The organism is Pseudophaeobacter sp., from assembly GCF_048267565.1.
Taxonomy (GTDB): Bacteria; Pseudomonadota; Alphaproteobacteria; order Rhodobacterales; family Rhodobacteraceae; genus Pseudophaeobacter; species Pseudophaeobacter profundi.
Genome location: NZ_JBLWXG010000005.1, coordinates 244,275 through 267,124, shown reverse-complemented (window position 1 = coordinate 267,124; position 22,850 = coordinate 244,275). Strand labels below are relative to the sequence as shown.

General features: G+C 62.1%; 21 protein-coding genes and 1 pseudogene. 16 read left to right on the top strand and 6 right to left on the bottom strand.

The features are described 5' to 3' along the window. The 12 genes and pseudogenes from ACN0VH_RS13910 to ACN0VH_RS13855 all read left to right on the top strand — a co-directional run. A pseudogene (locus tag ACN0VH_RS13910) lies at nt 1-173 on the top strand (transposase); the annotation flags it as partial. A 696-nt stretch (nt 174-869) separates the two neighbouring features. Beyond that, nucleotides 870-2,192 (top strand): ABC transporter transmembrane domain-containing protein, encoded by a 1,323-nt coding sequence (locus ACN0VH_RS13905; RefSeq protein WP_417700911.1) that lies wholly within the window; start codon nt 870-872, stop codon nt 2,190-2,192. Between the two features lie 12 nt (nt 2,193-2,204). After that, nucleotides 2,205-2,453 carry a hypothetical protein gene (locus ACN0VH_RS13900; protein WP_417700910.1) on the top strand — a complete coding sequence of 83 codons (249 nt, stop codon included), beginning with the start codon at nt 2,205-2,207 and terminating at the stop codon, nt 2,451-2,453. Between the two features lie 525 nt (nt 2,454-2,978). Continuing rightward, entirely contained in the window at nt 2,979-4,505 is a 1,527-nt protein-coding gene (locus tag ACN0VH_RS13895) for an ATP-binding cassette domain-containing protein (RefSeq protein WP_417700909.1), read from the top strand. A gap of 4 nt (nt 4,506-4,509) precedes the next feature. Further along, complete coding sequence (locus ACN0VH_RS13890) at nt 4,510-5,892, top strand: HlyD family type I secretion periplasmic adaptor subunit (RefSeq protein ID WP_417700908.1); 1,383 nt, start codon at nt 4,510-4,512, stop codon at nt 5,890-5,892. A 507-nt stretch (nt 5,893-6,399) separates the two neighbouring features. Beyond that, on the top strand, nt 6,400-10,218 hold the full coding sequence (locus tag ACN0VH_RS13885; protein WP_417700907.1) for a VCBS domain-containing protein: 3,819 nt from the start codon (nt 6,400-6,402) through the stop codon (nt 10,216-10,218). A gap of 103 nt (nt 10,219-10,321) precedes the next feature. Next, entirely contained in the window at nt 10,322-11,467 is a 1,146-nt protein-coding gene (locus tag ACN0VH_RS13880) for an SH3 domain-containing protein (RefSeq protein WP_417700906.1), read from the top strand. Between the two features lie 67 nt (nt 11,468-11,534). After that, a complete protein-coding gene (locus ACN0VH_RS13875; RefSeq protein WP_417700905.1) occupies nt 11,535-11,825 on the top strand; it encodes a hypothetical protein in 291 nt (96 codons plus the stop codon). A 37-nt stretch (nt 11,826-11,862) separates the two neighbouring features. Beyond that, entirely contained in the window at nt 11,863-12,828 is a 966-nt protein-coding gene (locus ACN0VH_RS13870) for a L,D-transpeptidase (protein WP_417700904.1), read from the top strand. A gap of 11 nt (nt 12,829-12,839) precedes the next feature. Further along, nucleotides 12,840-13,739 carry an META domain-containing protein gene (locus ACN0VH_RS13865; protein ID WP_417700903.1) on the top strand — a complete coding sequence of 300 codons (900 nt, stop codon included), beginning with the start codon at nt 12,840-12,842 and terminating at the stop codon, nt 13,737-13,739. 2 nt (nt 13,740-13,741) lie between these two features. After that, on the top strand, nt 13,742-14,578 hold the full coding sequence (locus tag ACN0VH_RS13860) for a CPBP family intramembrane glutamic endopeptidase (RefSeq protein WP_417700902.1): 837 nt from the start codon (nt 13,742-13,744) through the stop codon (nt 14,576-14,578). Continuing rightward, nucleotides 14,575-14,946, top strand: a complete 372-nt coding sequence (locus ACN0VH_RS13855) for a hypothetical protein (RefSeq protein ID WP_417700901.1) — start codon at nt 14,575-14,577, stop codon at nt 14,944-14,946. The genes ACN0VH_RS13860 and ACN0VH_RS13855 overlap by 4 nt, the downstream gene beginning before the upstream one ends. Nucleotides 14,947-15,067: 121 nt before the next feature. Here the strand turns inward: ACN0VH_RS13855 and ACN0VH_RS13850 are convergent, their stop codons facing one another. From ACN0VH_RS13850 to ACN0VH_RS13825, 6 genes are all read right to left on the bottom strand, one after another. Beyond that, the gene (locus tag ACN0VH_RS13850; RefSeq protein ID WP_417700900.1) at nt 15,068-15,265 is read right to left on the bottom strand and encodes a hypothetical protein; all 198 of its coding nucleotides are present in this window, start codon (nt 15,263-15,265) and stop codon (nt 15,068-15,070) included. Between the two features lie 253 nt (nt 15,266-15,518). Beyond that, nucleotides 15,519-15,707 carry a hypothetical protein gene (locus tag ACN0VH_RS13845; RefSeq protein WP_278923130.1) on the bottom strand — a complete coding sequence of 63 codons (189 nt, stop codon included), beginning with the start codon at nt 15,705-15,707 and terminating at the stop codon, nt 15,519-15,521. A gap of 485 nt (nt 15,708-16,192) precedes the next feature. After that, complete coding sequence (locus tag ACN0VH_RS13840) at nt 16,193-16,855, bottom strand: SDR family NAD(P)-dependent oxidoreductase (RefSeq protein ID WP_417700899.1); 663 nt, start codon at nt 16,853-16,855, stop codon at nt 16,193-16,195. A 14-nt stretch (nt 16,856-16,869) separates the two neighbouring features. Beyond that, on the bottom strand, nt 16,870-17,322 hold the full coding sequence (locus ACN0VH_RS13835; RefSeq protein WP_417700898.1) for a TspO/MBR family protein: 453 nt from the start codon (nt 17,320-17,322) through the stop codon (nt 16,870-16,872). A gap of 40 nt (nt 17,323-17,362) precedes the next feature. Further along, nucleotides 17,363-17,767: a thiol-disulfide oxidoreductase DCC family protein gene (locus ACN0VH_RS13830; protein ID WP_278923137.1), complete on the bottom strand. Its 405-nt coding sequence runs from the start codon at nt 17,765-17,767 to the stop codon at nt 17,363-17,365. A 5-nt stretch (nt 17,768-17,772) separates the two neighbouring features. Next, nucleotides 17,773-18,294, bottom strand: a complete 522-nt coding sequence (locus ACN0VH_RS13825; RefSeq protein ID WP_417700897.1) for a glutathione peroxidase — start codon at nt 18,292-18,294, stop codon at nt 17,773-17,775. A gap of 599 nt (nt 18,295-18,893) precedes the next feature. Between ACN0VH_RS13825 and ACN0VH_RS13820 the strand changes: the two genes are divergently transcribed. Genes ACN0VH_RS13820 through ACN0VH_RS13805 form a run of 4 tightly spaced genes read left to right on the top strand, consistent with a single transcriptional unit; the run spans nt 18,894 to nt 22,836 of the window. Continuing rightward, entirely contained in the window at nt 18,894-20,171 is a 1,278-nt protein-coding gene (locus tag ACN0VH_RS13820) for a flavin-containing monooxygenase (RefSeq protein WP_417700896.1), read from the top strand. A 57-nt stretch (nt 20,172-20,228) separates the two neighbouring features. Further along, on the top strand, nt 20,229-20,645 hold the full coding sequence (locus ACN0VH_RS13815; RefSeq protein ID WP_278923124.1) for a RidA family protein: 417 nt from the start codon (nt 20,229-20,231) through the stop codon (nt 20,643-20,645). A 4-nt stretch (nt 20,646-20,649) separates the two neighbouring features. Next, nucleotides 20,650-21,324, top strand: coding sequence for a DUF1028 domain-containing protein (locus tag ACN0VH_RS13810; protein ID WP_417700895.1), 675 nt, complete (start codon nt 20,650-20,652; stop codon nt 21,322-21,324). Nucleotides 21,325-21,339: 15 nt separating this feature from the next. Continuing rightward, a complete protein-coding gene (locus ACN0VH_RS13805) occupies nt 21,340-22,836 on the top strand; it encodes an aldehyde dehydrogenase (RefSeq protein ID WP_278923122.1) in 1,497 nt (498 codons plus the stop codon). Nucleotides 22,837-22,850: the final 14 nt, after the last annotated feature.

Here is a 22,850-nt window from a genome sequence, read left to right as displayed (position 1 = left end):
AGCAACGCAAGACGACAGTGAAATACGACAAGCGACGGTACAAGCGTCGCAACCGGATCGAGATCATGTTCGGCAGGCTGAAAGACTGGCGACGGGTCGCAACCCGATATGACCGCTGCCCCAAAGTCTTCCTTCCGGCAATCGCCCTCGCCGCAACTGTCATTTATTGGGTATCAGTCCTGAACCTAGGGCTATCAAACTTCGTGTTGGAGAAATTTTGGCCGAGGGCCATCCGGAAGACAGCAGTGAAAGTCTTGCCGTTCCAAGAAAGCTGGGTGCCAAGACGGTGATTGAATGGGAGCGTAAAGAGCGGCGCTTTGGTCTGGCAGGGCTCTACGATAAGACGACTGCGCGGGGAAACCGTGACCGGCGCCTTACTGCGGATGAGCTGATGATTATGGGGCGGATCGTCAGCAAATACCTCAATGATCAACAGCCATCTCAGGCGATGATTTTCGGGGAGGTGAAAGACGCCTTCGACGACGAGAACAATAAGCGCCGTTCCGAAGGGCAGCCGGAACTTGTTTGCCCCTCTCGCGAAACCGTGCGGCAGGCAATCCGTAAGCTCAACCCATTCGATGTGACGTTGACAAGGCAGGGCCGTCAGGCTGCAAACCGTCAATTCGCACCGGTAGGCATGGGCCTGCAGGTCGAGAGGCCCATGCAGCGTGTTGAGTTCGACGAGTGGGCCTTCGCATATCGCAGGGGAGAATTAGATCTCAGAATCTACCTCCGATACGCCCCTTTAGATAACGCAGTTCTGTTCCAACCTGCGCCCAAATACTTACCAAAATGTCCGGTGGGGTCACTTTTATTTGCGTTGGCGTCTCGACTGTGTAGTGTGAACCTGTGGGTTGTGGAGGTCACCTATGCCACGCTTCTGGATTGTTGCGCTGTCGCTTCTGTCGAATATTCTCGGCCTCGCACTGCCTCTGTCGCTCATCCAGGTCTACGATCGCATCATTCCGAACCAAGCGCTCGGCACCGCCGCGGTGCTGTTTTCAGCGGTCCTGATCGCACTCTTGCTGGATGGTCTCGCGCGGTTCGCGATCTTCGCGCGCATCGGCAGCGCGGAAGAACATCGCCTGTCGCTTCGCGTCGCCAGACATGTCCTTGCGATGCCGCGCGAGGCGTTCGGACGCATGGGCGCCGGGCGGATTGACGGGCTTTTCGCCACCGTCGCACGATCCCGCGAAGTTCTCGAGGGGCGGACCCTGATGGGGCTGTTCGACGCGCCCTTTGCAATCGCCTTTCTGGCCCTTGTCTGGTTTCTGGGCGGGACGGTGGTGTTTGCGCCTCTGGCGGTGATCGGTGTTATCGGCGCGCTGGCCTTTCGCGCCGCCTATCTCAACAAGCAAGCCGTGGCCGATCGATTCGCGGCACAATCTATGTGGACGTCACTTCTGACGGCGGCGTTCGCGCGCATCGAGCTGCTGCGCACGCAGGGCCTGCCGGGTCGACTCATGGCCGGTCTGCGCCAGACCGCCAGGGCCGGGGCCGCGGCAACCGAACGCTCCGAGCGCCAGACCGGCCGACTCGTCGATCTGACGCAGATCTCCAGCCTGGCAACGGCCGTCCTGGTGCTTGGCCTGGGGGCACTCCAAGTGCTTGAGGGCAACATGACCGTCGGCGCTCTGGCGGCCTGCCTGATCCTTGGCCAACGCGCCGTCGCGGGTCTGGTCGGGCTGCTTGCCGGGCTGGCGCGTCGCCAGACAGCCGCCTCGGCGCATCGGGTGTTGCAGGAGGTGATGGCCGAGACCGTCCCGGGCAACATGTGGGCCAGGGACGAGGCTGCCGAGGAGGCTCCACTTGGCCTGTCCTGGCTCGGGCCGGAAGGGCGGCGGATCGAGGTCGCTCCGGGGGAATTGGCGGTCGTGGCGTTCCCGAGCTTCGACGATGCGGATGCGGCCTTTGTCGCATTCTACGATGCGCTTCGTCAGGCGCTGCATGATGGGAGCGATCCGTTCTCGCTGACCGGCGCCGGACCCGGAGAGGTCGCGCGGCAAGCGCGAGCGTCCAGGATCGCCATGGTGCGGGCGATGCCCAGCCTGTTTTGCGGTACGATTCTCGGGAATGTTACCGGGTTCGATCCGTCGCGGACTTCCTTCGCCATGGAGATGAGCGAGGCGCTCGGATTGCAGCGGCCGGTGGGGCGACTTGCCAAGGGGTACCAGACAGAGGTCGGAAGCTGACTTGGTGCGCCGTTGTCGAGCGGTGCCATCAAGCGGATCGGCCTGGTTCGTGCCTTTGCCGGGGCACCCGGGCTGGTGGTCCTGAACCATCCCACCTATGCACTCGACAAGGACGGCGTCGACCGGCTCCTTGCCTTTCTGCGGCAGGTTTCGGCCCGCACCACGGTTATCATTCTAACGCGCGAGGGCGTGCTTGACGGGCGGGAACTTTCGCCAGTCGATGCCGACGGCTCCCCAGCACCCGCGCAGGTGGCGGCATGAACGTCGCCGACGGAATCGCAGCATCGGCTGCCCTGAAGACGGATGCAGGGCAGCCGACTCGACCTGAGCCCCCCGGTCGACGTCGCAGCGCGCTCGAGCATCTGCTGTCGGAGGTGCTGGGCTGCCTGGGATGGCAGCGGGCCCCTGCGGTGTTCGATAGCGCCCTGCCGCCGCAGGGCGTGCTGGACACGCTCGATGACGCCTCGATGCTTCTGAGCGGCCTCTGCCTGCCGAGCGAGGTTGGCAGCGCGCCGCCGCGCACCTGGCAGGATGGCGGCGACGGGGCGATTGTGGCGCTCTGGGGGGAGGAAGCGGTCGCCATGGCGCGGATCAACGGGCAGGAGATCACCCTCACCAGTTCGCAGGTCCCTCAACCGGACGTCCGCAAGGTGCTCGGCGATGCAGGGCGTGTGCTGTTTATCTACCGGTCGCCGGAGGCGGATCGCGATCACATCACGCGCGACGTACTCTTGCGCCGCCTGCGCCACGGGCTCCGGACGGGGCTGGTGCTCTCCTTCTTCATCCATGTTCGCGCTTCTCGTGCCGCTGTTCACCATGGCCATTTTCGACCGGGTGCTGGGGGTGGGGGCGGCTGGCTCGCTGCTGCCGGTCCTTTCGGGGGCGGGCCTCGCCGTGGCCTGTGTTGCGTTGCTGCGTCTGGTGCGTGCGCACTATCTCGCTGCCCAGCACGCCAGACTGGCCACGCTCGCCGGTGCCGCCGCCGAGGCCCGGCTGCTGAGCTTGCCGTTGCGGGCGGTGTTGGCGCAGTCCAGAGAGAGCATTGAGGCACGCATCACGGCGGCGCGGCGGGGCGCGGATGTCTTTGCATCGTCGAATACGGCCGCCGTATTTGACGCGCCCTTCGTGCTGCTGTCGATTTTCATGATCGGACTGCTCGGTGGCATCCTCGTGTTGGTTCCGGCGCTCTACCTGCTGCTCATGATGGGGGTGGCCCTGCTGGTTTCTCGGGACCGTTCCGGCGCTGACCCGATGCTGGCGCAGGCCGGCAGGGACCGCGCTGCCATGCTGCACGAGCTCGGGGTAAAGGCTCCGGAGATCATGGAAAATCGGCTTGGCGCCGTCTGGCTGGGTCGGCTGGCGGAACAGGCCGCGCATGCGGCCCGTGGGAGCTACACGCGCGGGCTGCGCTCGGCTGGGGTTATGGCGCTGGGAGCGATCCTCGGCACCGGTGCGGCGCTGGCGACACTGGCTGTTGGTGTCTGGCTTGCCATCGGCGGCACGATTACCTCGGGCGCCCTCGTGGCGACCATGTTGCTGACCTGGCGGATCACCGGCCCGGCGCAGGCGCTCTTCATCGCGCTGCCGCGCTTGCAATCCATTCGTCTGGCCCTGCGCTCGCTGGAGACGCCGGTTGCGAGCGAGCTTGCGGGTCCCGCCTCGGTGGCCCTTCAGTCGGTGCCGCGCCGCGCGCCACAGTTCGACGTGAAGGGCGCCTATTTTCGCTATGATGCCGAGACCGAACCGGCGCTGAACAACTTGTCGTTCAGCGTCGCGCCGGGAAGCGTCAACGTGATCATCGGTGCGAACGGTGCCGGCAAGACCACGCTTCTACGGCTGCTCTCGGGTAGCCTCGCTCCGCAATCGGGGCAGGTGCTGCTGGATGGTGTCACGCTGCGCCAGTACGACCCCGCAGAGCTTGAGCTGGCCTCCTTGATCCTGCCGGCGCTGGCCGAGCGCGGATCGGGGACCGGGGCGCCCTGGGCCTTGTCAGAGGTCGGCACGTGGTCTCCGCGCGCCACCATCGACGCGGTTCTGGCCGGAGAACTGGCGCCGCCGGACCGCCCCGCGCCTACGCGGTGCGATCCGGTGCTGGTTCTGCTGGACGATCCGACCGGCTGTGCCGATCCCGCCGAGCGCGAGGCTTTCGTGGCATTCCTGCGCAGCGTCCGTGGTCACGCCACGGTCTTCTTTTCCACCCATGATCTCTCGCTGATCCCGGCCGCGGACAACGCGATCTATCTCGACGACGGGCTGCTGCGTCACTTCGGCCCCGCCCGTCACGGCGAGTGCAACGAACAGGGGGTTGTCTGACAGCATGGCAGATCGAGCCGAAACCTCGCCGCTCGAGCGGTTTGAACTGAACGACGCGCCGGTGGCCCGGTTGGCGCGGATCGCCTGCCTTGCGGTGCTCGGCTGCCTCGGGCTGCTGATCGGCTGGACGATAATCACCCCGGTGGATGAGGTCGTGCGCGCACGCGGCGCGGTGCAGCCCGAAGGCTCCACCCAGCGTTTGCAGAGCGAATTCGGCGGCGCGGTCGGAGCGGTTCACGTGGTGCTTGGTGAGCAAGTCGAGGCGGGGCAGCTCATCGTCGAGTTCGATGCGGCGGAACTCTTGTCGCAACTGCGCGAGGCGCGCAGCGAGGCGTTCGGGCTGGCGCTGGAGAGCGAGCGGTTGACCGCGCTTGTCGAGGGCAGGATGCCGGATTTCGGTCCGGTCCGGGCGCGCGCCGTCGAGCCGGATTTCCCCTCGCTGCCACAGGTTCCAAGTGCGCGTGAATTGGGTCTGCCCGCTGACGACGTGGACGACGCGATCGCACGGGAGATGGCAGTATTCGAGGCCCGGAAGGACTATCTCGACAATGCACGAAACCTCGTGCAGCAGCAGATCATTTCGGCCAGCGCCGAACTTGACGCAATTGCCTCGGAGCGCCCGGCGGTGGAGCGGCAGCGCGCCGCGGCAAGCGAACGCGTCGGTATGCTCGAGGGCCTTCAGCAGCGGGGGCTGGCGCCACAGGCCGATCTCGTCGAGGCGATCCAGATCGAGGCGGACTACGACTTCCAGCTCGCTGAACTGACCGGGCGCGCTGCGGTCCTGAAAGCCCGCATGGCCGAGCTCGAACAGCGCCTTGCCGAGGTCGACGTAGGCGAAGCCGACACCGCCAGCGCACGGATTGCCGAGGTCAACAGCGACCTTTTCGAGGTGGCTGAGCGCATCGCGCGGCTGATCCGACGCCTTGCTCAAACCGAGTTCAGAACCCCGGTAGCGGGCATCGTCCAAAGCCTGCCGGAGACCGTGGTCGGCCGCTTCATCGAGGCGGGCGGTCTGGTGGCCGAGATCGTGCCCCGCGATGTGTCGCTGCGCTTCGAGGGCGCGATCACTCCACGCGACGTTGGCTTCGTGACGGTTGGACAGCCGGTGAGGCTCAAAATCGATGCTTTCGATTTCAGCGGGTTCGGGGCGCTCGAGGGGCGGGTCTCCGAGGTCTCTCCGACCACGGTGACCGATGACCACGGGGCCTCCCACTACGAGGTGCTGATCGAGCTGCCGCGGTCCTTCTTCGGGGACGATCCTCAGCGCTTCACCCTGCTGCCGGGCATGACGGGCGAGGCGGATATCACCACCGGCAGCAAGACTGTCTTCGCGTATCTGTGGAAGCCGGTCTTCACCAATCTCGATCTTGCGTTGACCGAGCGATAGGGGGGGGACGACATGACCGGATCATCGCCCGGAGACGATAAATCCGCCTCTGGCCTTCTGCACCGGCTCTGGTCGCGTATGACCGGAACGCCGACAGACGCGAGGGAACCCCGTCATGGTCAGTCCGAAGAGGCTTTCGGCTGGCGCGACGAGACGAGGGTGCCCGATGCTGCGGGCGGTGAGGGCGAGACGGTGCCGGATGAGAGATCGCCGTCTGGTCCTCCGGCTCTCGATCCACCGGATCAAGGCGGCACGGGGCGGCAGGGCGGCCTGCGGCCTGATGTGCCCATCGAGGGGGCCGACGTTCCGACACCCCCTGCACCTATGCCACCGCGGATAACTCCGCAGCCCGAACTGCATCCGACGGTGGCGGTGAGGCCGCCCAATGATCTGGAGCTGCATTCGCATGGCACGCTCGATCCGACGCATCAGCCCATCGTTCCGGATAGGCTCACACCTGAAGCGCAGCGGTCCCCGTACACGACCCCAGGGCATGAGCCGCAGCCGGTGGACCAGGGAACGCCCAAGCCGGAGCCTCAGCCGATCCCGCAAGGCACTGCGAAACCGCAGCCGCAGCCGGTGGACCAGGGAACGCCCACGCCGGAGCCTCAGCCGATCCCGCAGGGCACCCCGGTGCCGCAGCCGCAGCCGGTGGACCAGGGAACACCCACGCCGGAGCCTCAGCCGATCCCGCAAGGCACCCCGGTGCCGCAGCCGCAGCCGGTGGACCAGGGAACACCCACGCCGGAGCCTCCGCCGATCCCGCAGGGCACCCCGGTGCCGCAGCCGCAGCCGGTGGACCAGGTAACACCCACGCCGGAGCCTCCGCCGATCCCGCAGGGCACCCCGGACCCGCAGCCGCAGCCGGTAGATCAAGGGACACCGACGCCGGAGCCTGATCGTCCCGCGATGATCGGCGGGGACGACGCAGGTCAGGTGACCGAAGATCTGGACGTGATCCAAGGCGATCTGATCACGTTCGGCGTGTTGGACATCACGGATCCAGACGCTGGTGAGGCCATCTTCGTGCCGCACACGGACATCAGCGGCAGCTATGGCAGCTTCGCGCTGGCTGCGGATGGGCGCTGGACCTACAGTGCGTTGAACAGTCAGGCCGCGATACAGGCGCTTGGCGTGGGCGATAGGCTGACAGACAGCGTCACGATCAGCAGCGTCGACGGCACGACGCACGACTTGACGGTGACAATTAAGGGCAGCAACGATGGCCCTGTTCTGACAGCCGATCCCTTTGACGCATACGAAGACGGGCCAGTCGTGACGGGACATTTGAACGGATCGGACATCGACGCTGGCAAGACACTTGCCTACCGCCTTGAAGGCGCGGCGCCGGCCGGCTTTGCTTTGTTCACCGATGGGGGCTGGCGGTTCGACCCGTCGGATGCGGCGTACCAGTCGCTTGGTGAGGGAGATCAGCTGCGCATGCAGATCCCGGTCAGCGTGACCGACGAGCAGGGCGCGGAGGCGTCCGCGACGCTCGAGATCACGATCATCGGGCAGAACGATCGGCCCGTCGTGTCAGGGGCGGTAACATTACCTGCAGGGTATGAGGACAGTCTGCGGATCATAACCGCGACACAGCTGCTGGCGATGATGCAGGACCCAGACGCAGGTGATGGACTGCATGTCGTCGGCACTCCGACCGCGGATCATGGGACTGTGACGCCGAATGTCGACGGCTCCTGGACCTTCCAGCCCGACGCGGATTACGCCGGCCCGGTGACCTTCACCTTCGAGGGCGCCGACACCCATGGGGCCGTGGTTTCGGCGGCCGCCGTCATGGACCTGAAACCTGTCGGTGACCCTGCGGTCATTGCGGGCGCGGATAAAGGCGCCGTGACCGAGGACATGGTGCCAACTGCCACCGGGCAGTTGACCGTGCTCGACCCGGATGCCGGGGAAGCGAAGTTTAATCCGGTGTCAGGGGACACAGGTTCCGGCGGCTATGGTCGGTTCTTCATGGCGGAAACGGGGCAGTGGCGCTACCAGCTTGATAACCACTTGTCGGAGGTGCAGGCGCTGGTGCCCGGCAGAACGCTCGAGGACCGCCTTACCGTCACCAGCATTGACGGCACCACGCATGATCTTTCCGTGACCATTTCGGGAACCGGGGATATTCCGGTCATCACCGGCATCGACAGAGGTAGCGTGACCGAAGACCTCGACGTGACCCAGGGCTCTCTGATCACCTACGGCAACCTGGACATCACGGATCCGGACAGCGGCGAGGACGCCTTCGTGCCGCATACCGATATTGCAGGAACCTATGGCAGCTTTGCGCTGGCTGCGGATGGCCGATGGACCTACAGCGCGCTGAACGGTCAGGACGCGATCCAGGCGCTCGGCTTAGGCGACCGCCTGACCGACAGCGTCACCATCACCAGCGTCGACGGTACGCCTCACGCGCTGACGGTGACCATCGCCGGCAGCAACATGGGGCCGGTGGCCACGCCCGGCAATCTGGGCGCGACCGCCGAGGACGTGCCGCGCACCTTGACCACCGCCGAGCTGTTGTATGCCACAAACGCCAGCGATCCGGACGGGGATGCCTTGTCCATCGCGGGCGTGAGCGTCGATGCCGCAAATGGAGTCGTCACGGACAATGGCAATGGCACTTTTACCTTCATCCCGGCGGCGGATTTCGCGCAGGACGCAGTGCCGTTCAACGTCACGATCAGCGACGGCACAGAGCAGGTGACCGTGCCCGCCCTGATCGATATCACACAGGTGACCGACAACGCCGCACCACGGTTGGTGCTTTCCGCGCAGCAGGAGGTGATCAACACCGGCCCGTCGAGCGAGCTGGGACGCATCGAGATTGACCAGGTGCAAGGTTCTGCCGTGCCCGAGTTCACCATCGAGTTCACGGTCGTCGCCGACCCGGTGCCCGACACCAAGAACTATCAGGGCCCCGTCGTGTTCAACATGGGCTCGCCGAGCGATCCGATCCCGAACAACCAGAACAACTTCCTGACGCTGTGGAACCCCGGCAACCTCAGGGTTGGCGGAGCGAATGACCATATCACCGGCATCAATCTCGGCGACGGAGACAGCCACCGCATTACGCTGACATGGGACAGCCCGTCGGGCGATCTGAACCTCTATGACAATGGAGTGCTGCACGCCACGATGGGCGGGTATCTCCGGGGCGAGATGATGCCTGATGATCTCTACCTGGTCGTCGGCGGCAAGGTGCAGCACGTGAACAGCAACAACCCGGTCTTCTACCCACACGAGCACTACGAGGGCGATATCTTCAACCTCGCAATGGTCGATCACAAGCTGACCGATCATCAGGTCGCGGCGGGGCCGCTGGCGTCACAGGTGGGGATCGGTGCGGGGCTTCTGGTGGATGTGCGCAGCGTCGGCGGGCAGATTATCGACGCGGCGGGGGTCCACAGCTTGACCGAGTTCGGGGGGCTCAGTACCCGCACCATTCCTGTCGATACGGGCCTTGCCGTGCCGCCGCCGGGCGCGATGCTGCAGCTGGAGATCGATCCGGGCACACCGACCGATCCCGATGACCGCGTCAGCGGGGTTGTCGTGTCGGGCTTTCTTGCCGGGACGGTGGTGAGCGACGGGATGAACTCCGTCACAGTGAGCGGACCGACGCAGCAGATCGACCTCGCGGGATGGGCGACCGATGCGATGATGGCACAGCTGCCGCCGGGAGACAACAGCGATTTCCGCGTGTCGCTGCAGGTCGAGAGCACCGGGCCGGATGGCTCGGTCGTCGTGACCACGCTGGACGAACCCGTCGCGATGGATCCGGACCCGACCGCGCCTGCTCCGGCGCCGGGTGCCGAAGCAATTTTCGACGATGCGCCGGATGCTGCGACAGCACCGGAGGAGATCGCCGATCTTGCAGAGCAGGGAACGGCGTCTGGTGACGAAGGTGATGCGGAGCAGCACACGGCGTTATATGGGGGCGACGTGACGGATCCGGACGCGGAGGACCAGGTTGGCATTTCCTCATCGTCAGGAGAGTCCGATGCGCCCGAGGCTCCTGTGGGCTCGCCGCAACCGGGTAACCCGTACCTCAGCGCGATAGCGGGCACCGCTCCGCCGGAGGCCGTGCCGACCGACCAGTTCGATGCGACCGCGGATCCTTACGCAGAGGCTCTTGGTATTCCTGCAGGCGATGGTTTCCCGCCAGACGGGGTGGATGGCGCCCGGCTGGTCGGGCTCGATGAGGGGGCGGGATCAGCCCTTGATGACGCCCCCCCGCCGGATCCCGGAACCTCATCTGCCGAGGACGTGATCGATACCGATCCATCCGATCCGCCGCAGGACGACCATCAGGGATGAGACAGCGCCTGCCTTCCTACCCGCCGCGCTGTATTGGGCGCAGCCACCACATTTCCGAGCGGCAGTTGACCGCTCCCAATATCCGATTGAGGAGACGATATATATGATCTTCCGACCTATGCTTGCGGCGCTGTGCCTCGCGGCGACGTTGGCAACGCCGGCGCTGAGCCAACCAATGGAGACCCGGCAGGTGCAGTTCGATGTGGGCACGTCCGGCACCGTCATTCGGGACAGCATCACCGGGCACGAGGGGATCGACTACAAGCTTGGCGCCAGCGCAGGTCAGCGCATGGTCGTCGACTTAGGCACGTCGAACCTCAGCAACTATTTCAACATCATGGCCCCCGGTGCGGACAGCGCGCTGTTCGTCGGAGCATCGGATGGCACGCATTTTGACGGCATTCTGCCAGCGAATGGGGAGTACACCATCCGCGTCTTCCTGATGCGCAACGCGGCGCGGCGCGAGGAAACCGCCGACTATTCCCTGTCGATTCATATCGGCGGCGCGATCACCCCGCCGGAACCGGACTTTGCCGACGGAAATGCCGACGGACCCGATTTCTGGGACGTGACCGCGAGAGGGCTGAACATCCGCTCCGGCCCGTCCGCTGGTGGCGCGGTTGTCGGGCGCGCGAACCACGGTCAGGTCTTGCGCAACCTCGGCTGCCGCGGCAATGGCGACGCCCGCTGGTGCCATGTCGAAAGCCCGAACGGACTTCTTTCGGGGTGGGTCGCGGGGCGATTCCTTGCTGAATCCGGTGGTCAGGGGCAGGCCAGCACACCTCAGGTCAGCTCGGAAAGCGCAGCCATGGGTCCGGATTTCTGGGAGGTGACGGGGATTCCGGCGAATGATTACCTGAACATTCGTACCGGCGCTGGCACTGCGAACACGATCGTCGCGCGCGCGCCCAACGGCATGGTCCTGCGTAATCTTGGTTGCCGGGGCAGCGGCGATGCCCGCTGGTGCCATGTCCAGACACCTGACGGGGCGCAGGATGGTTGGGTTTCGGGGGCCTACCTGCGCGAGAGCGGCGGGCCGGCGGCTTCGGGCCAGCCCGGCGTCAGCATCCCCAGCAGCAGTCCCGTGGCTCCTTCGCTCTACGTTCGCCCGACGGGCGAGGTCGAGGCAAGCTGGTCGTCGGGCTGCACGGTGCTGTTCAACCCGGCGAAACAGCGGATCAACGCGGGATCCAGCTGCTCGGAGGCGGAGCTGATCGCCTCGGAGCTCTGGGTCGCCCGGATGCAATGAGAGAATGGAGCGCATGATGAGCTTTCACCGCAGAGCATATGCTCTACTGAGCCTCGCAGTTCTCGGGTTGTTCGGTTGCAGTCCCGACACGCCTGTCTCCAACTGGAACAATGCCCCGGTCGAGCGACTCGCCTACGATCAATCCTCCGAGGCCACGCAGGTGGCGGAGGCCGCGTGCCGCGCGGCTCTGGCGGCAGAGGCGGGCCAGCCGGTTGACGAGACGCGGGTCGATTCCGTGTTGCGCGCAGAGGCTGGACTGGGCGTGTGGATGAGCCTGCGCGGCACCCAGACCCAGTGGGTCTGCCAATCTGACAGCGCCGGCAATGTGGCGGGCCTGGGGGAGGCGCCGGTTCCCTGATGACGACAACCACCCGATCCGACCAGAAGGAAGAACAATGATGTTGAACCGACGCATGTTCGCCAAGGGCGCTGCTCTTGGCGGCCTGTCACTGCTGGCGGGGCCTTTGGCCGGCCAGCATGTCTTCAAGGATGTGAACGCGCTGCAAGCCGGCGAGTTCACATGGCATCCAGAGCGCTCGCCCTACGGTCCGGTGTCCGTTGTCGTCTCGATCGATGAACAGCGGGTGCATGTCTACCGGGCCGGGATCCGCATTGCCGTTTCGACCTGCTCTACCGGTAAGAAGGGGCACGAGACACCCACCGGTGTCTTCGTGGTGCTGCAGAAGGACCGAGAGCATCGCTCCTCGACCTACAACAACGCTGCGATGCCGAACATGAACCGGTTGACTTGGGACGGTATCGCGCTGCACGCAGGCAACCTTCCCGGATATCCCGCGAGCCATGGCTGCGTCCGACTCCCGCTCGACTTCTCGGCGCGGCTGTTCGAGGTAACGCATCTGGGCACACCGGTGATCATCGCGAAAACCGGCAGCGCGCCCCAGAGCGTCGTGCATCCCGGCCTGATCCTCGGCGCCTACAGCGAGGATGAGTTCGAGGGCATCCTGTCAACGCTTGAGCCGCAGAAACATCCATCTGACTGGAAACTCGATGAAGCGCATCCGATCACATCGATGATCGCCTCATCACATCATGAACGTATCCTGCTGATCGAGAACGACCGCGAGGTGGCCGAGGGGCCGCTGATTTGGGATGGCCAGCCGCTGGGGCCGCATGTCTATGTCTTGAACGGGCCGGATGATGGCACACGGGGCATGCGATGGCAGGCGCTGACCTACGATGATGCCGCAACCGTGGATCATGACCTGACGCGGGTGCGTTCGGATGACGCGTTCTCCGATCTGATCGCGGAGCGCAGTCATCCAGGGATGATTTTTGTCTTCACCGACTTGCCGTTGCATCCCGACCGGCGTTCAGGTCGCGATTTTGTGATCATGTCCTGATGGGGGGCTCCATGCGTAGACTTGCCACTCTGCTTGCGCTCGCCGCGTCACCGGCCTGCGCGACAAGCTGGGACATCACCGCACTGAACGGAACCCCGACCGAAGGCGCCCCTGTGCTGACCCTTGAGGAGGAGGGGGCACTTTCGGGTCACACGGGCTGCAACCGGCTCTCGGGCCACGGGCAGATCGAGGACGGCCGATTGATGCAGACCATGCCATTGGCGATCACCCGCATGGCTTGCGCAGCGTCGCTGTCAGAGCAGGAAGCGCGTCTGCTCGACCTTCTGGGAAGCGGTGCGCGCGTGGAGCCCGAGGGCGACGGGCTTCGGCTGACCGGCGCTGGCGTGACCGCGTTGCTCCTCCCGCAGGAGCGCGCGCCCGGCATTCGCGACGCGGCCTATGTGATCGTTAGCGGCGTCGACGCCACGCTCAACATTCGATCCGAGCCGAGCACGGACAGTGGCGTGCGCGCCCGTGCCTCGCTGGGCCGCGTCATGAAGAACGATGGCTGCGAGGAGCGACCTGATCGCGTCTGGTGCCGCGTCCGCTTCATCGACAGTAGCGGCACGGACGGTTGGGCCGCTGCGGAGTATCTCGCCGCAGCGACGGCCATGCGCCGGGCCGCCGCCGAGCTTTTCGACGAGATCGGGCGGCTCGACTGCCAGCCCTCGGGTGGTGCGGTAGAACGCTGCGACTTCGGCGTCTCGCGGGAGGGCAGAGGCAGCGGCACAATGCTGGTGTACCTGCCGGACAACCGCCGCCTGCTGCTCAGCTATGACGGCAAGGAGCTTGCCATATCCGACGGAGAGGCCGACGTGCCCGCGCAAACGGCCCAGATCAATGAGGGACTGAGCGTGGTGACCGACACGGCAAGGCTGAGCGTACCGCTTTCGCCATTTGTGGGCGAGTAGGCGTGGGAAAGACCATGTTATGCGCCAAAGCCAAACCGGCAGGACCATCCCGCATTGGCTGGGCTCTTGCGACGCTGGCTGCGTGGACTGTCATTACATTTGGCGGTGCGCTTCTGCTTCGGCCCGCGGAGCGCGGGCTCGATGAGATCGTGACGCAGGGTGTGCTGTGGCAGGTCGCGCTCGCCGCAGCGATGTTGGTGGTGGTGAGCATCTGGCGGGGCTGGAGCGATCTCGGGCTCAAGGCGCCCGAGCGCGGCTCGCTTCGGTTGCTTTGGTTTCCGCTGCTGCTTGTGGGGCTGCAAGTGCTGCTGGCATTTCTGCTTGGCCTTCCTTCTGCGGGGGTGGTCGCGTTGATCTTGCTCAACACCGCCTGCGTCGGAGTCTCGGAAGAGGTTATGTTTCGCGGCGTGCTCTATCGCGCGTTTCGCCAGAGGATGAAGATTTGGCCGGCGATCCTGCTGACGTCGGTTCTGTTCGGCGCGGTGCATGTACTGAACGGCGTCATCACCGGCGCATTTGCGGACGCTTTGCGACAGGCGCTCGTCGCTACCTGTTCCGGTCTGCTGCTGATGGCGATCTTTCTGCGCACCGGATCGCTCTGGACGGCCATTGTCTGGCACGCGCTCTGGGACGCGGCGACTTTTCTCGTGGCGCTTGGAGGAGTGGGCGCGACAATGCCCGAGGCCGTAGAAATCGCGGAGCCTAATGGCCTTGCGCAGACGCTAATCCCGCTGGCGCTGGTGTTACCCAGTTTGCTCTACGCGCTGTGGCTCTTGCGCCATGTGCATCGCGTGCCACCTGCCGGGGATCGGCAGGCCATCGGGATTACAGCGCAATGAGCCGATGGCACTTGCGCATTTTTCGGGCGGTGTTCTCGCTTGCCTGGGTTCTGAGCGCGGGGCTTGCCGGGCTCATCATCGCGAGCCTGTTGCTCGCCGATGGTCCAGATACCGCGCCCCGCTACGTGGCGATCAGCCTGACGGTCAGCGCGATCTTTCTCGGCCTCGCCGTTCTGCTCTTCGGCATCAAAGGGCAGATCACGGCTCTGGCCCGAGCCATCGGGGCGCATGGCGAGGAAATGCAGCGCCCCCTGTCACGCCTCGCAACGTTTCTGCTTTTGGCCGGCGCCGGTCTGGTGATCCTGCTCGCGGGGCTCAATGCCGGGGTGATCGCCCGTATTCTCGACGGGGCCGCAGTGTTCGGATGACCTGCGCGTGGGCGGCCTTGCGCGACCTGCATGCTCTGGTCCGTCGCCGTGGCCTGTTGCCCAGTCTTCGGCCGGAGGTGCGTGCCGCCCATGAGGCAAACGGCACGCACCCATCTTTGTCTCAGAACCGCACGGTTCCGCTGCCGATCTCGAGACCGCCGTAGGTTGCGCTCTTGGGCTTTCCGCGGACGTCATAGAGAAGGGGGGCGTTGCCGCTTTGCTCGCCAGTGCAGGAGAACGGGCGGATTTCGCTGCCGCCGGGTTCGGGATCACTGTATACCGCCGAGCAGAAGGCGCCGCCGACGACGGTTACACCCAAGGCGTAATTGCCGTCAGAGCGTTCGCGAATGGTGCCTTAGGCCCGTGCCACCGGTGCTATTGGCCCCACATCGTGTCTTCCATGCAGCCTGCGCAAAGCAGCAGGACCGTGGCGGCGATCAGTGGTGACTTCATTGAGTACTCCTATCCCTGTCAAACTTTTCTGGATTTTGTCGTGAGGTCTGGCCCCATGTGGGGGACGTCCAAGGCCCGCAGCGCCGTTCAGTGCCGGAGCCTGGAAAGTGGCCGACTGATCACCAGGCGGTGATCCTTTCCTCGGGCGGGAGCCAAATGGGATCGCCTTCCTCGATGCCGAAGGCCTCGTAAAAGGTCGGCAGGCGCTGAAGGGTGGCAATTGCGCGGTAGCCGGTCATGGCATCGATGCGGTCGAGCTTTGCCTGGGTCGGGGGGATGCCGCGGGCGTCGATCGCCTGGGTATCCATGTAAGCGCGGTAGTTGCCGCGAACAGCTCCATTGCTGCGGTACACGCCAAGGGAAAAATGGGGCGGGCAATCATCAAAATATCTCCGGCAACACTAGTGTGTTCGGTCTTGAATACGATCGCTATCTTCCGCCGTCCACAGCCGTCAAGCTATCATCGTATCGGCGCGGTCGATCGCCAACGATGCCTTTGACCTCTTTGAGGGGGCCGGTCGCCAGAATGCGCTCGCGCACGACAGAAACAGCCTCGGCACTGGGGCGAGAGGGGGGAGCGTGATGATCTCTCGGGTGCGGAAAATAGTGACCTTCGGCGAGGCGGCAATCGCTCTGCCGATATCTGACAGGAAGGCCCCAAGAGCAGGATACGGTAAGATTGGGACCCGCAGATCCGCGTTCTTCAGCGCGTGCATGTCGGGCGAAAGATGATCCATCAGGATCAAAACGATACGTGGGCGATCAGTGTTGGTACTCGGTGCAGAAGAGGCCGTCACCAGGGTACATTTTTCCCTGCCCAGTCGAAAAACTGTCCACTGTCGTCAGGCGTGAGGGTATCGATGACATTCAGCAGGTTGCTTGCGGATTTCTGCGGCGGAACCGTCTTGTGTTGCGGGTAGTTTTGCGTGAACTCGGTCGCTACGGTGCCGGGATGCAACGCCGCGCAAATCAGATGTTTGTGCGTCCGCTTCAGTTCAATCGACGCCGTTCTGATCACCTGATTAAGGGCAGCTTTTGAGGCACGATAGGAGTACCAGCCGCCAAGGCCATTGTCCTCGATTGACCCGACGCGCGCAGAGAGTGCCGCAAAAATGGCTCTCCTGTTCTTCGGAAGCAAGCGTTTGGCATGCTTCAGCACCAACGCAGGACCAATTGTGTTTATCGCAAACAGAATTGCCATCTCATCGGCAGACAAGGCGCGTAGCGACTTTTCTGGTCCCCGATCGGTTGACAGGATGCCGGTTGCAACGATGATCAAGTCGAACTGGGTTTCGATAGGCCCGAGGATTGCCGACACATTGTCGTCGCAAGTGATGTCCAAGCCATCCTGCGACCGAGAAAGACAAGTAACGCGGTTTCCTCTCGCCTGCAGCTCATTTGCCAAGGCCCGTCCGATGCCGCCCGAGGCACCAATAACAAGTGCATGTCTTTCCATGACTTATACCCTGCCTAGTTGAGATAGACGATCACGGCGTTCAGGGCCAACGCAAAGCCCACCCACGCGACGTATGGAACAAAGAGCAGAGCGGACAGGCGGTCGGAATGCCACGCGGCCCGAATGAAGGCGACTATTGTCAGCAGAAGACAGAGGATGACGGCAAGCGCCAAGGCTGGCTTCTCAGCTGCGAAAAACACTGGCGACCATAAGAAGTTCAAGCCCATCTGGACGATCCAAAGACGCCTCGGATAAGCACGGTTTTCATGCTGCCACACGCGCCAGCCAACATAGGCAATAATCAGATACATCACCGTCCACACCGGTCCGAAAACCCAGTTGGGAGGATTGAAAAACGGTTTCTGCAGATCCCGGTACCAGTCGCCCGGAGAAGTGAGCATGCCAATCCCGATGCCAACACCCATGACCACAATTAGGAATAGCAGGAAGGAACTAAAAATTTTCATATTTATCAGTCTTTTATTTGTAATTCGTGGAAAGGCGGGGTTATCTCGACCGAGATCTGCCAATCCCCCTCTGGTATCCGCCGAAGCCCCGTATGATCAGGGGGCGGATGCGAAGGAAAAGACGGTAAAACACCTCCAGAACGGTCACAGCGCCCGGAAGGCTTGCTAATCTCGCCAACCAGCGCCAGCCCGGTAAGACGCGCCAAACCTCGACGAAGGCCTGCGCGCCGGACACTCGCAGGCCGTTTCCCAAACGAACATGGAACCGGGCCATCGCTTGGGACCGAGTGAGCCTGCCATCTCCCGAAAAACGCTCGGTTGAAACGTCGACAAAATTAAGTGCCTGATCGGTGTCGCACCGTTTGTAATATCCGATTTCCAGCGCACACAGTGGGCAGGACCCGTCGTAGAATAGGGACAGCGTCTGGTCTGCGCCTTGCCTCACATGTTTCACTTCAGAAGTCCTTCGATCTCACGCCTAATTCGCGATGATTTCGGCTTCATTTGCGAACTGTAGGTCGCAACCAGATCACCCTCTGGCCCGATCAAGACCTTGTTGAAGTTCCACGATGGTACAAACCCTTCTTCTCGCTTCAGGGACTGGAAGAAAGGATGTGCTTCTGGCCCCTTAACATGCGTGATACCTGTCATCGGCATATCGACGCCGTATTGTAGTTCGCAGAATTCTTTGACTTTTTCACTATTGGAAAGCTCCTGCCGGAAATCGTTTGATGGAACCGCCAGAACCACAAGACCGCGATCGCGATAGGTGTCATACAGGGCCTGCAACCCGCTGTATTGTTTTGTGAAGGCACATCTGGAGGCTGTATTTACAACAAAAATTGGCTGACCGCTCCATTGAGACAGCGTCAGAGTGCCCCCATCGATGGAGTCGAAAGGAGCGTTCAGGTCCAGGGCCTTGGCTTGAAAGCCAGTCAAAATCAGCGCCATCAAGATCAATATTCGGCTCATATCAGCATCTCCTGTTTCTCAGTATACGATGCCGTGGCGCCTTTGGACCACTTGTCGTTCGAACTGTGACTGGGTTTCACACTCAAACCAGGTGATTTAACTCGGAAGCATTGGAAGAGCATCGCGAAAGATGCTGGACTGTCCCTGATAGGTTTCGTGGGTGTAAATGACCGCGTATTTGGGTGAATTTAGCGCCAAAATGAATAGGGGTTCCTGTTAAGTTTATGAAAATAAGTTGGAAAATACTTAGTCTCTGGGCCAAAGTTACTTGGTGGGACATGTGTAGGTACAACCTGAGAATTTCCAGTAGCCCCCGTATCTGCCAGTTTGACAACCTGAAGGCTGCCATTTGCAGACAGAACGTTCTGTTGCCGGAGTTACTGGAACCCACAGCATTTCCGATAGCTTAGGCAGAGCCGAACCCACGGTGAGATATACATTTGTTTCAAGACCGCGAATAAAATGAAATTTTCGGACAAACTGATGCGCAGGACCATCGAGTTTGTTTGAGGAGCGGTCACGGGGCGTTGTCGCCGATAGTAAGCCCGCCAGCCAAAGCATTCCCTGCGTCTGCCAGACCCTTTGGAAAGGATGCGGACATGCCGATCGAAAAAGTAGATACTCTTGTTGTCGGTGGTGGACAGGCTGGCATCGCGATGAGCGAGCACCTGAGCAAAGCCGGGATTCCCCACCTTGTGCTAGAGAAGAGCCGCATCGCTGAGCAGTGGCGCACGGGCCGTTGGGATAATCTTGTCGCGAATGGCCCTGCCTGGCACGACCGATTTCCGGGGATGGAATTTAAGGATGTGGACCCTGACGGGTTTCCCGCCAAAGAGACCGTTGCAGATTATTTGGTCGATTACGCGAAGATGATCAAAGCGCCGACACGCGCAGGCGTCGAAGTTACCAAAGCAGAACGTATCGATGGGGCAGGCGGCTTCCGCGTCGAAACATCGGAAGGGGTGATTGAGGCAGAGAATATTGTCTGTGCGACGGGCGCTTTCCAAAAACCGGTTATCCCGCCTGTCATTCCAGAAGATGCGGACGTGGTTCAGATGCATTCTTATGACTACCGCAATCCTGACCAGTTGGCCAAAGGGGCGGTGATGGTTGTGGGGGCGGGCTCGTCCGGTGGGCAAATCGCGCGCGAGCTGATGGAGGCGGGGCGCAAAGTGTACCTGTCTGTCGGCCCGCATGACCGCCCGCCACGGTCCTATCGTGGGCGCGACTTTTGTTGGTGGTTGGGCGTTCTGGGTCTGTGGGATGTGTCTGCGATGACGCCGGGGACCGAGCATGTGACGATTTCCGTGAGCGGGGCCAAAGGCGGCGAAACCGTTGATTTCCGCAAGCTTGCTGCGGGTGGCATGACGCTCGTGGGGCGGACCGAAAGCTTTGCAGATGGCGTAATAAAATTTGCCCCTGATCTCGTAGAGAATATTGGGAATGGCGACGTTAATTATCTTGGAATGCTGGATGCTGCAGATGCCTATGTCGAACGCACTGGCATTGACTTGCCACCCGAGCCAGAGGCGCGGGCCTTTCTTGATGATCCCGATTGCATGACCAACCCGCTGGCCGAGCTGGATCTGGCCGCTGCCGGTATCACGACAGTGATCTGGGCGACAGGATTTGCGCGCGACTATAGCTGGCTCAAGGTCGATGCATTCGACGAACAAGGCGCGCCCAAGCATCAGCGCGGCGTTTCCGTTGAACCAAATGTATTCTTTCTGGGGCTGCCTTGGCAGTCGCGCCGGGGATCGTCGTTTATCTGGGGGGTATGGCATGACGCGAAACACCTTGCCGACCATATCCATACCCAGCGCAAGTATTTGGATTACCATCAAGCAACGCTTGAAAAGCAATCTCAAAGCACATGACCAAACAGGCGGCCGCCGCCACACTCAATTCACCTCTATAGATCGGACAGCACCCAAATGGCCCATACTCGCATCCGCAAATTTAACACATCCGATACCTATCCTGAACAAAACCTCGACAACGATCTGTGTCAGGCCGTGGTGACACGGGGTGGCAGCACCGTCTATCTGCGCGGCCAATGTCCGCAGAACCTTGATGACGCGCAAAACATCGACAGCCATGATCCGGTCGAGCAGACGCACAAAGTGATGCAAAACATCCAGCAACTGATCGAAGAGGCGGGCGGACAGATGGAGCATCTCGTCAAGGTGGTCGTCTATATCACCGACGTGCGTCACCGCGAGGCCGTGTATCGCACCATGGGCGAATACATCAAAGGGGTGCATCCGGTTTCAACAGGGCTGGTAGTGCAGGCGTTGGCACGTCCGGATTGGTTGGTCGAAATCGACGGCACAGCCGTCATCCCGGATTAAGCCCATGACATTTTCACTGGTTGCCCGTTGTGCTGAAACCGGGATGTTTGGTTTGGCAATATCGTCGTCGTCGCCCGCTGTTGCGGCGCGTTGTTCTTTTGCGCGTGCCGGGGTTGGTGCTGTTGCATCCCAGAACGTGACGGATCCATCTTTGGGACCGGCTACACTGGATCTGATGCAAAGCGGCATGTCGGCGCGCGACGCTGTGGACCAGGTTATCCGCGTCAGCAACTTCACCGAGTACCGGCAAGTGATTGCCATCGACAAGGACGGATCCACGGCTATCCATTCTGGCCCGAACTCACTGGGAATCTGGACGCAAGCCAGTGGGCCGGATGTGGCGTCGGGGGGCAATTTGTTGGCCAATGACACGATCCCGCAAGCCATCATTGACGGGTTCGTCGCGGCCAAGGGCCACATCGGGGACCGTTTGATTGCCGCGATGCGCGCGGGTTTGGCGGCAGGAGGCGAGGCCGGACCGATCCATTCCGCGGGTCTGAAGATCGTCGATAACGTCAGCTGGCCCGTCGCCGATCTGCGTTGTGATTGGACCGAGGACTGTCCCATTGAAAACATCGCGACGGCTTGGGAGATCTATAAACCCCAGCTTGACGCCTACATTCAGCGGGCCTTGGACCCACGCGAAGCGCCGTCTTATGGCGTGCCCGGCGACGCATAGAAAGAAAGTTTAGACATGCTTGACCACACATTCGACGATTGGAAATCCCGCGCGGCGGCCCTGCGGTTTCGGAATCAGGCGTTCATCAACGGCAAATTCGTTGACGCTGCATCGGGCAAAACCTTTCAAAGCATCAACCCCGCCACCGACGCTGTTTTGACCGAAGTCGCTGAATGTGATGGCGAAGATGTGGATCGCGCAGTAAAGGCGGCGCGCAAGGCGTTTGAAGCAGGCAGCTGGTCACGGGCGGCCCCTGGGCATCGCAAGGCAGTTATGCTGAAACTGGCCGATCTGATCCGTGAAAACCTTGAGGAAATGGCGCTGCTCGACAGTTTGGACATGGGCAAGTTGATTACGGATGCAGTGACAGTAGACGCGCCGGGGTCGGCCCATTTTTTCCAGTGGTACGCCGAAGCCATCGACAAGATTTATGATGAAGTTGCGCCAACCGGCCCCGGTGATCTGGCCTTGGTTCGTCGTGTCCCGTTGGGCGTTGTAGGCGCAGTGACGCCGTGGAATTTCCCGTTGGATATGGCCACATGGAAATCAGCGGCGGCGCTTGCTGCGGGTAATTCGGTTGTTTTGAAACCGGCGGAACAATCGCCGCTTTCGGCGCTACGGTTGGCCGAACTAGCGAGCGAGGCAGGATTGCCGGACGGGGTCTTGAATGTGGTGCCAGGATATGGCGCAACGGCAGGTAAGTCATTGGGGTTGCACATGGATGTAGATTGTCTTGCCTTTACAGGCTCTACGGCCATCGGCAAGGTCTTCATGCAGTATTCCGGCCAATCCAACCTGAAACAGGTCTGGCCGGAAACCGGCGGTAAAAGCCCGAACCTTGTATTTGCCGATTGTGAAAACCTTGATGCGGCGGCTGACATGGCGGCTTTTGGTATCTTCTTTAATCAAGGCGAAGTCTGCTCGGCCAATTCGCGGCTATATGTTGAACGGTCCATCAAGGATGAATTTGTCGAAAAACTGATTGCAAGGGCGCAGGCAATGCAGCCGGGTGATCCGCTTGATCCAGCCTCAAAAATGGGGGCAATTGTCGACAAGGCGCAAACCGAAGGCATCATGCGCTTTGTTGAAGAGGGCAAGAAGACCGCCAACCTGGTGACAGGCGGTCAGCAGGTAGCGGTGAATGGCAAAGGGTCGTTCGTGCAGCCAACGATTTTTGATGACGTGTCGCATGACGATCCCCTGGCGCGCGACGAAATTTTTGGCCCGGTCCTGTCTGTCGTCGCCTTTGACAGTGAAGCAGACGCGGTGCGCATGGCAAACGACAGCATTTATGGGCTGGCAGCGTCCGTTTGGACAGATAACCTGAGCCGGGCGTTGCGGGTATCAGATGGGTTGATGGCGGGCACTGTGTCCGTCAATACGGTCGATGCATTGTCTGCAATGACGCCCTTTGGGGGGATGAAGCAGTCGGGATTTGGCCGTGACCTGTCATTACATTCGCTGGACAAATACAGCGCGCTCAAGACAACATGGATAAAGTATCAATCCTGATGTAGGGCGCAGCG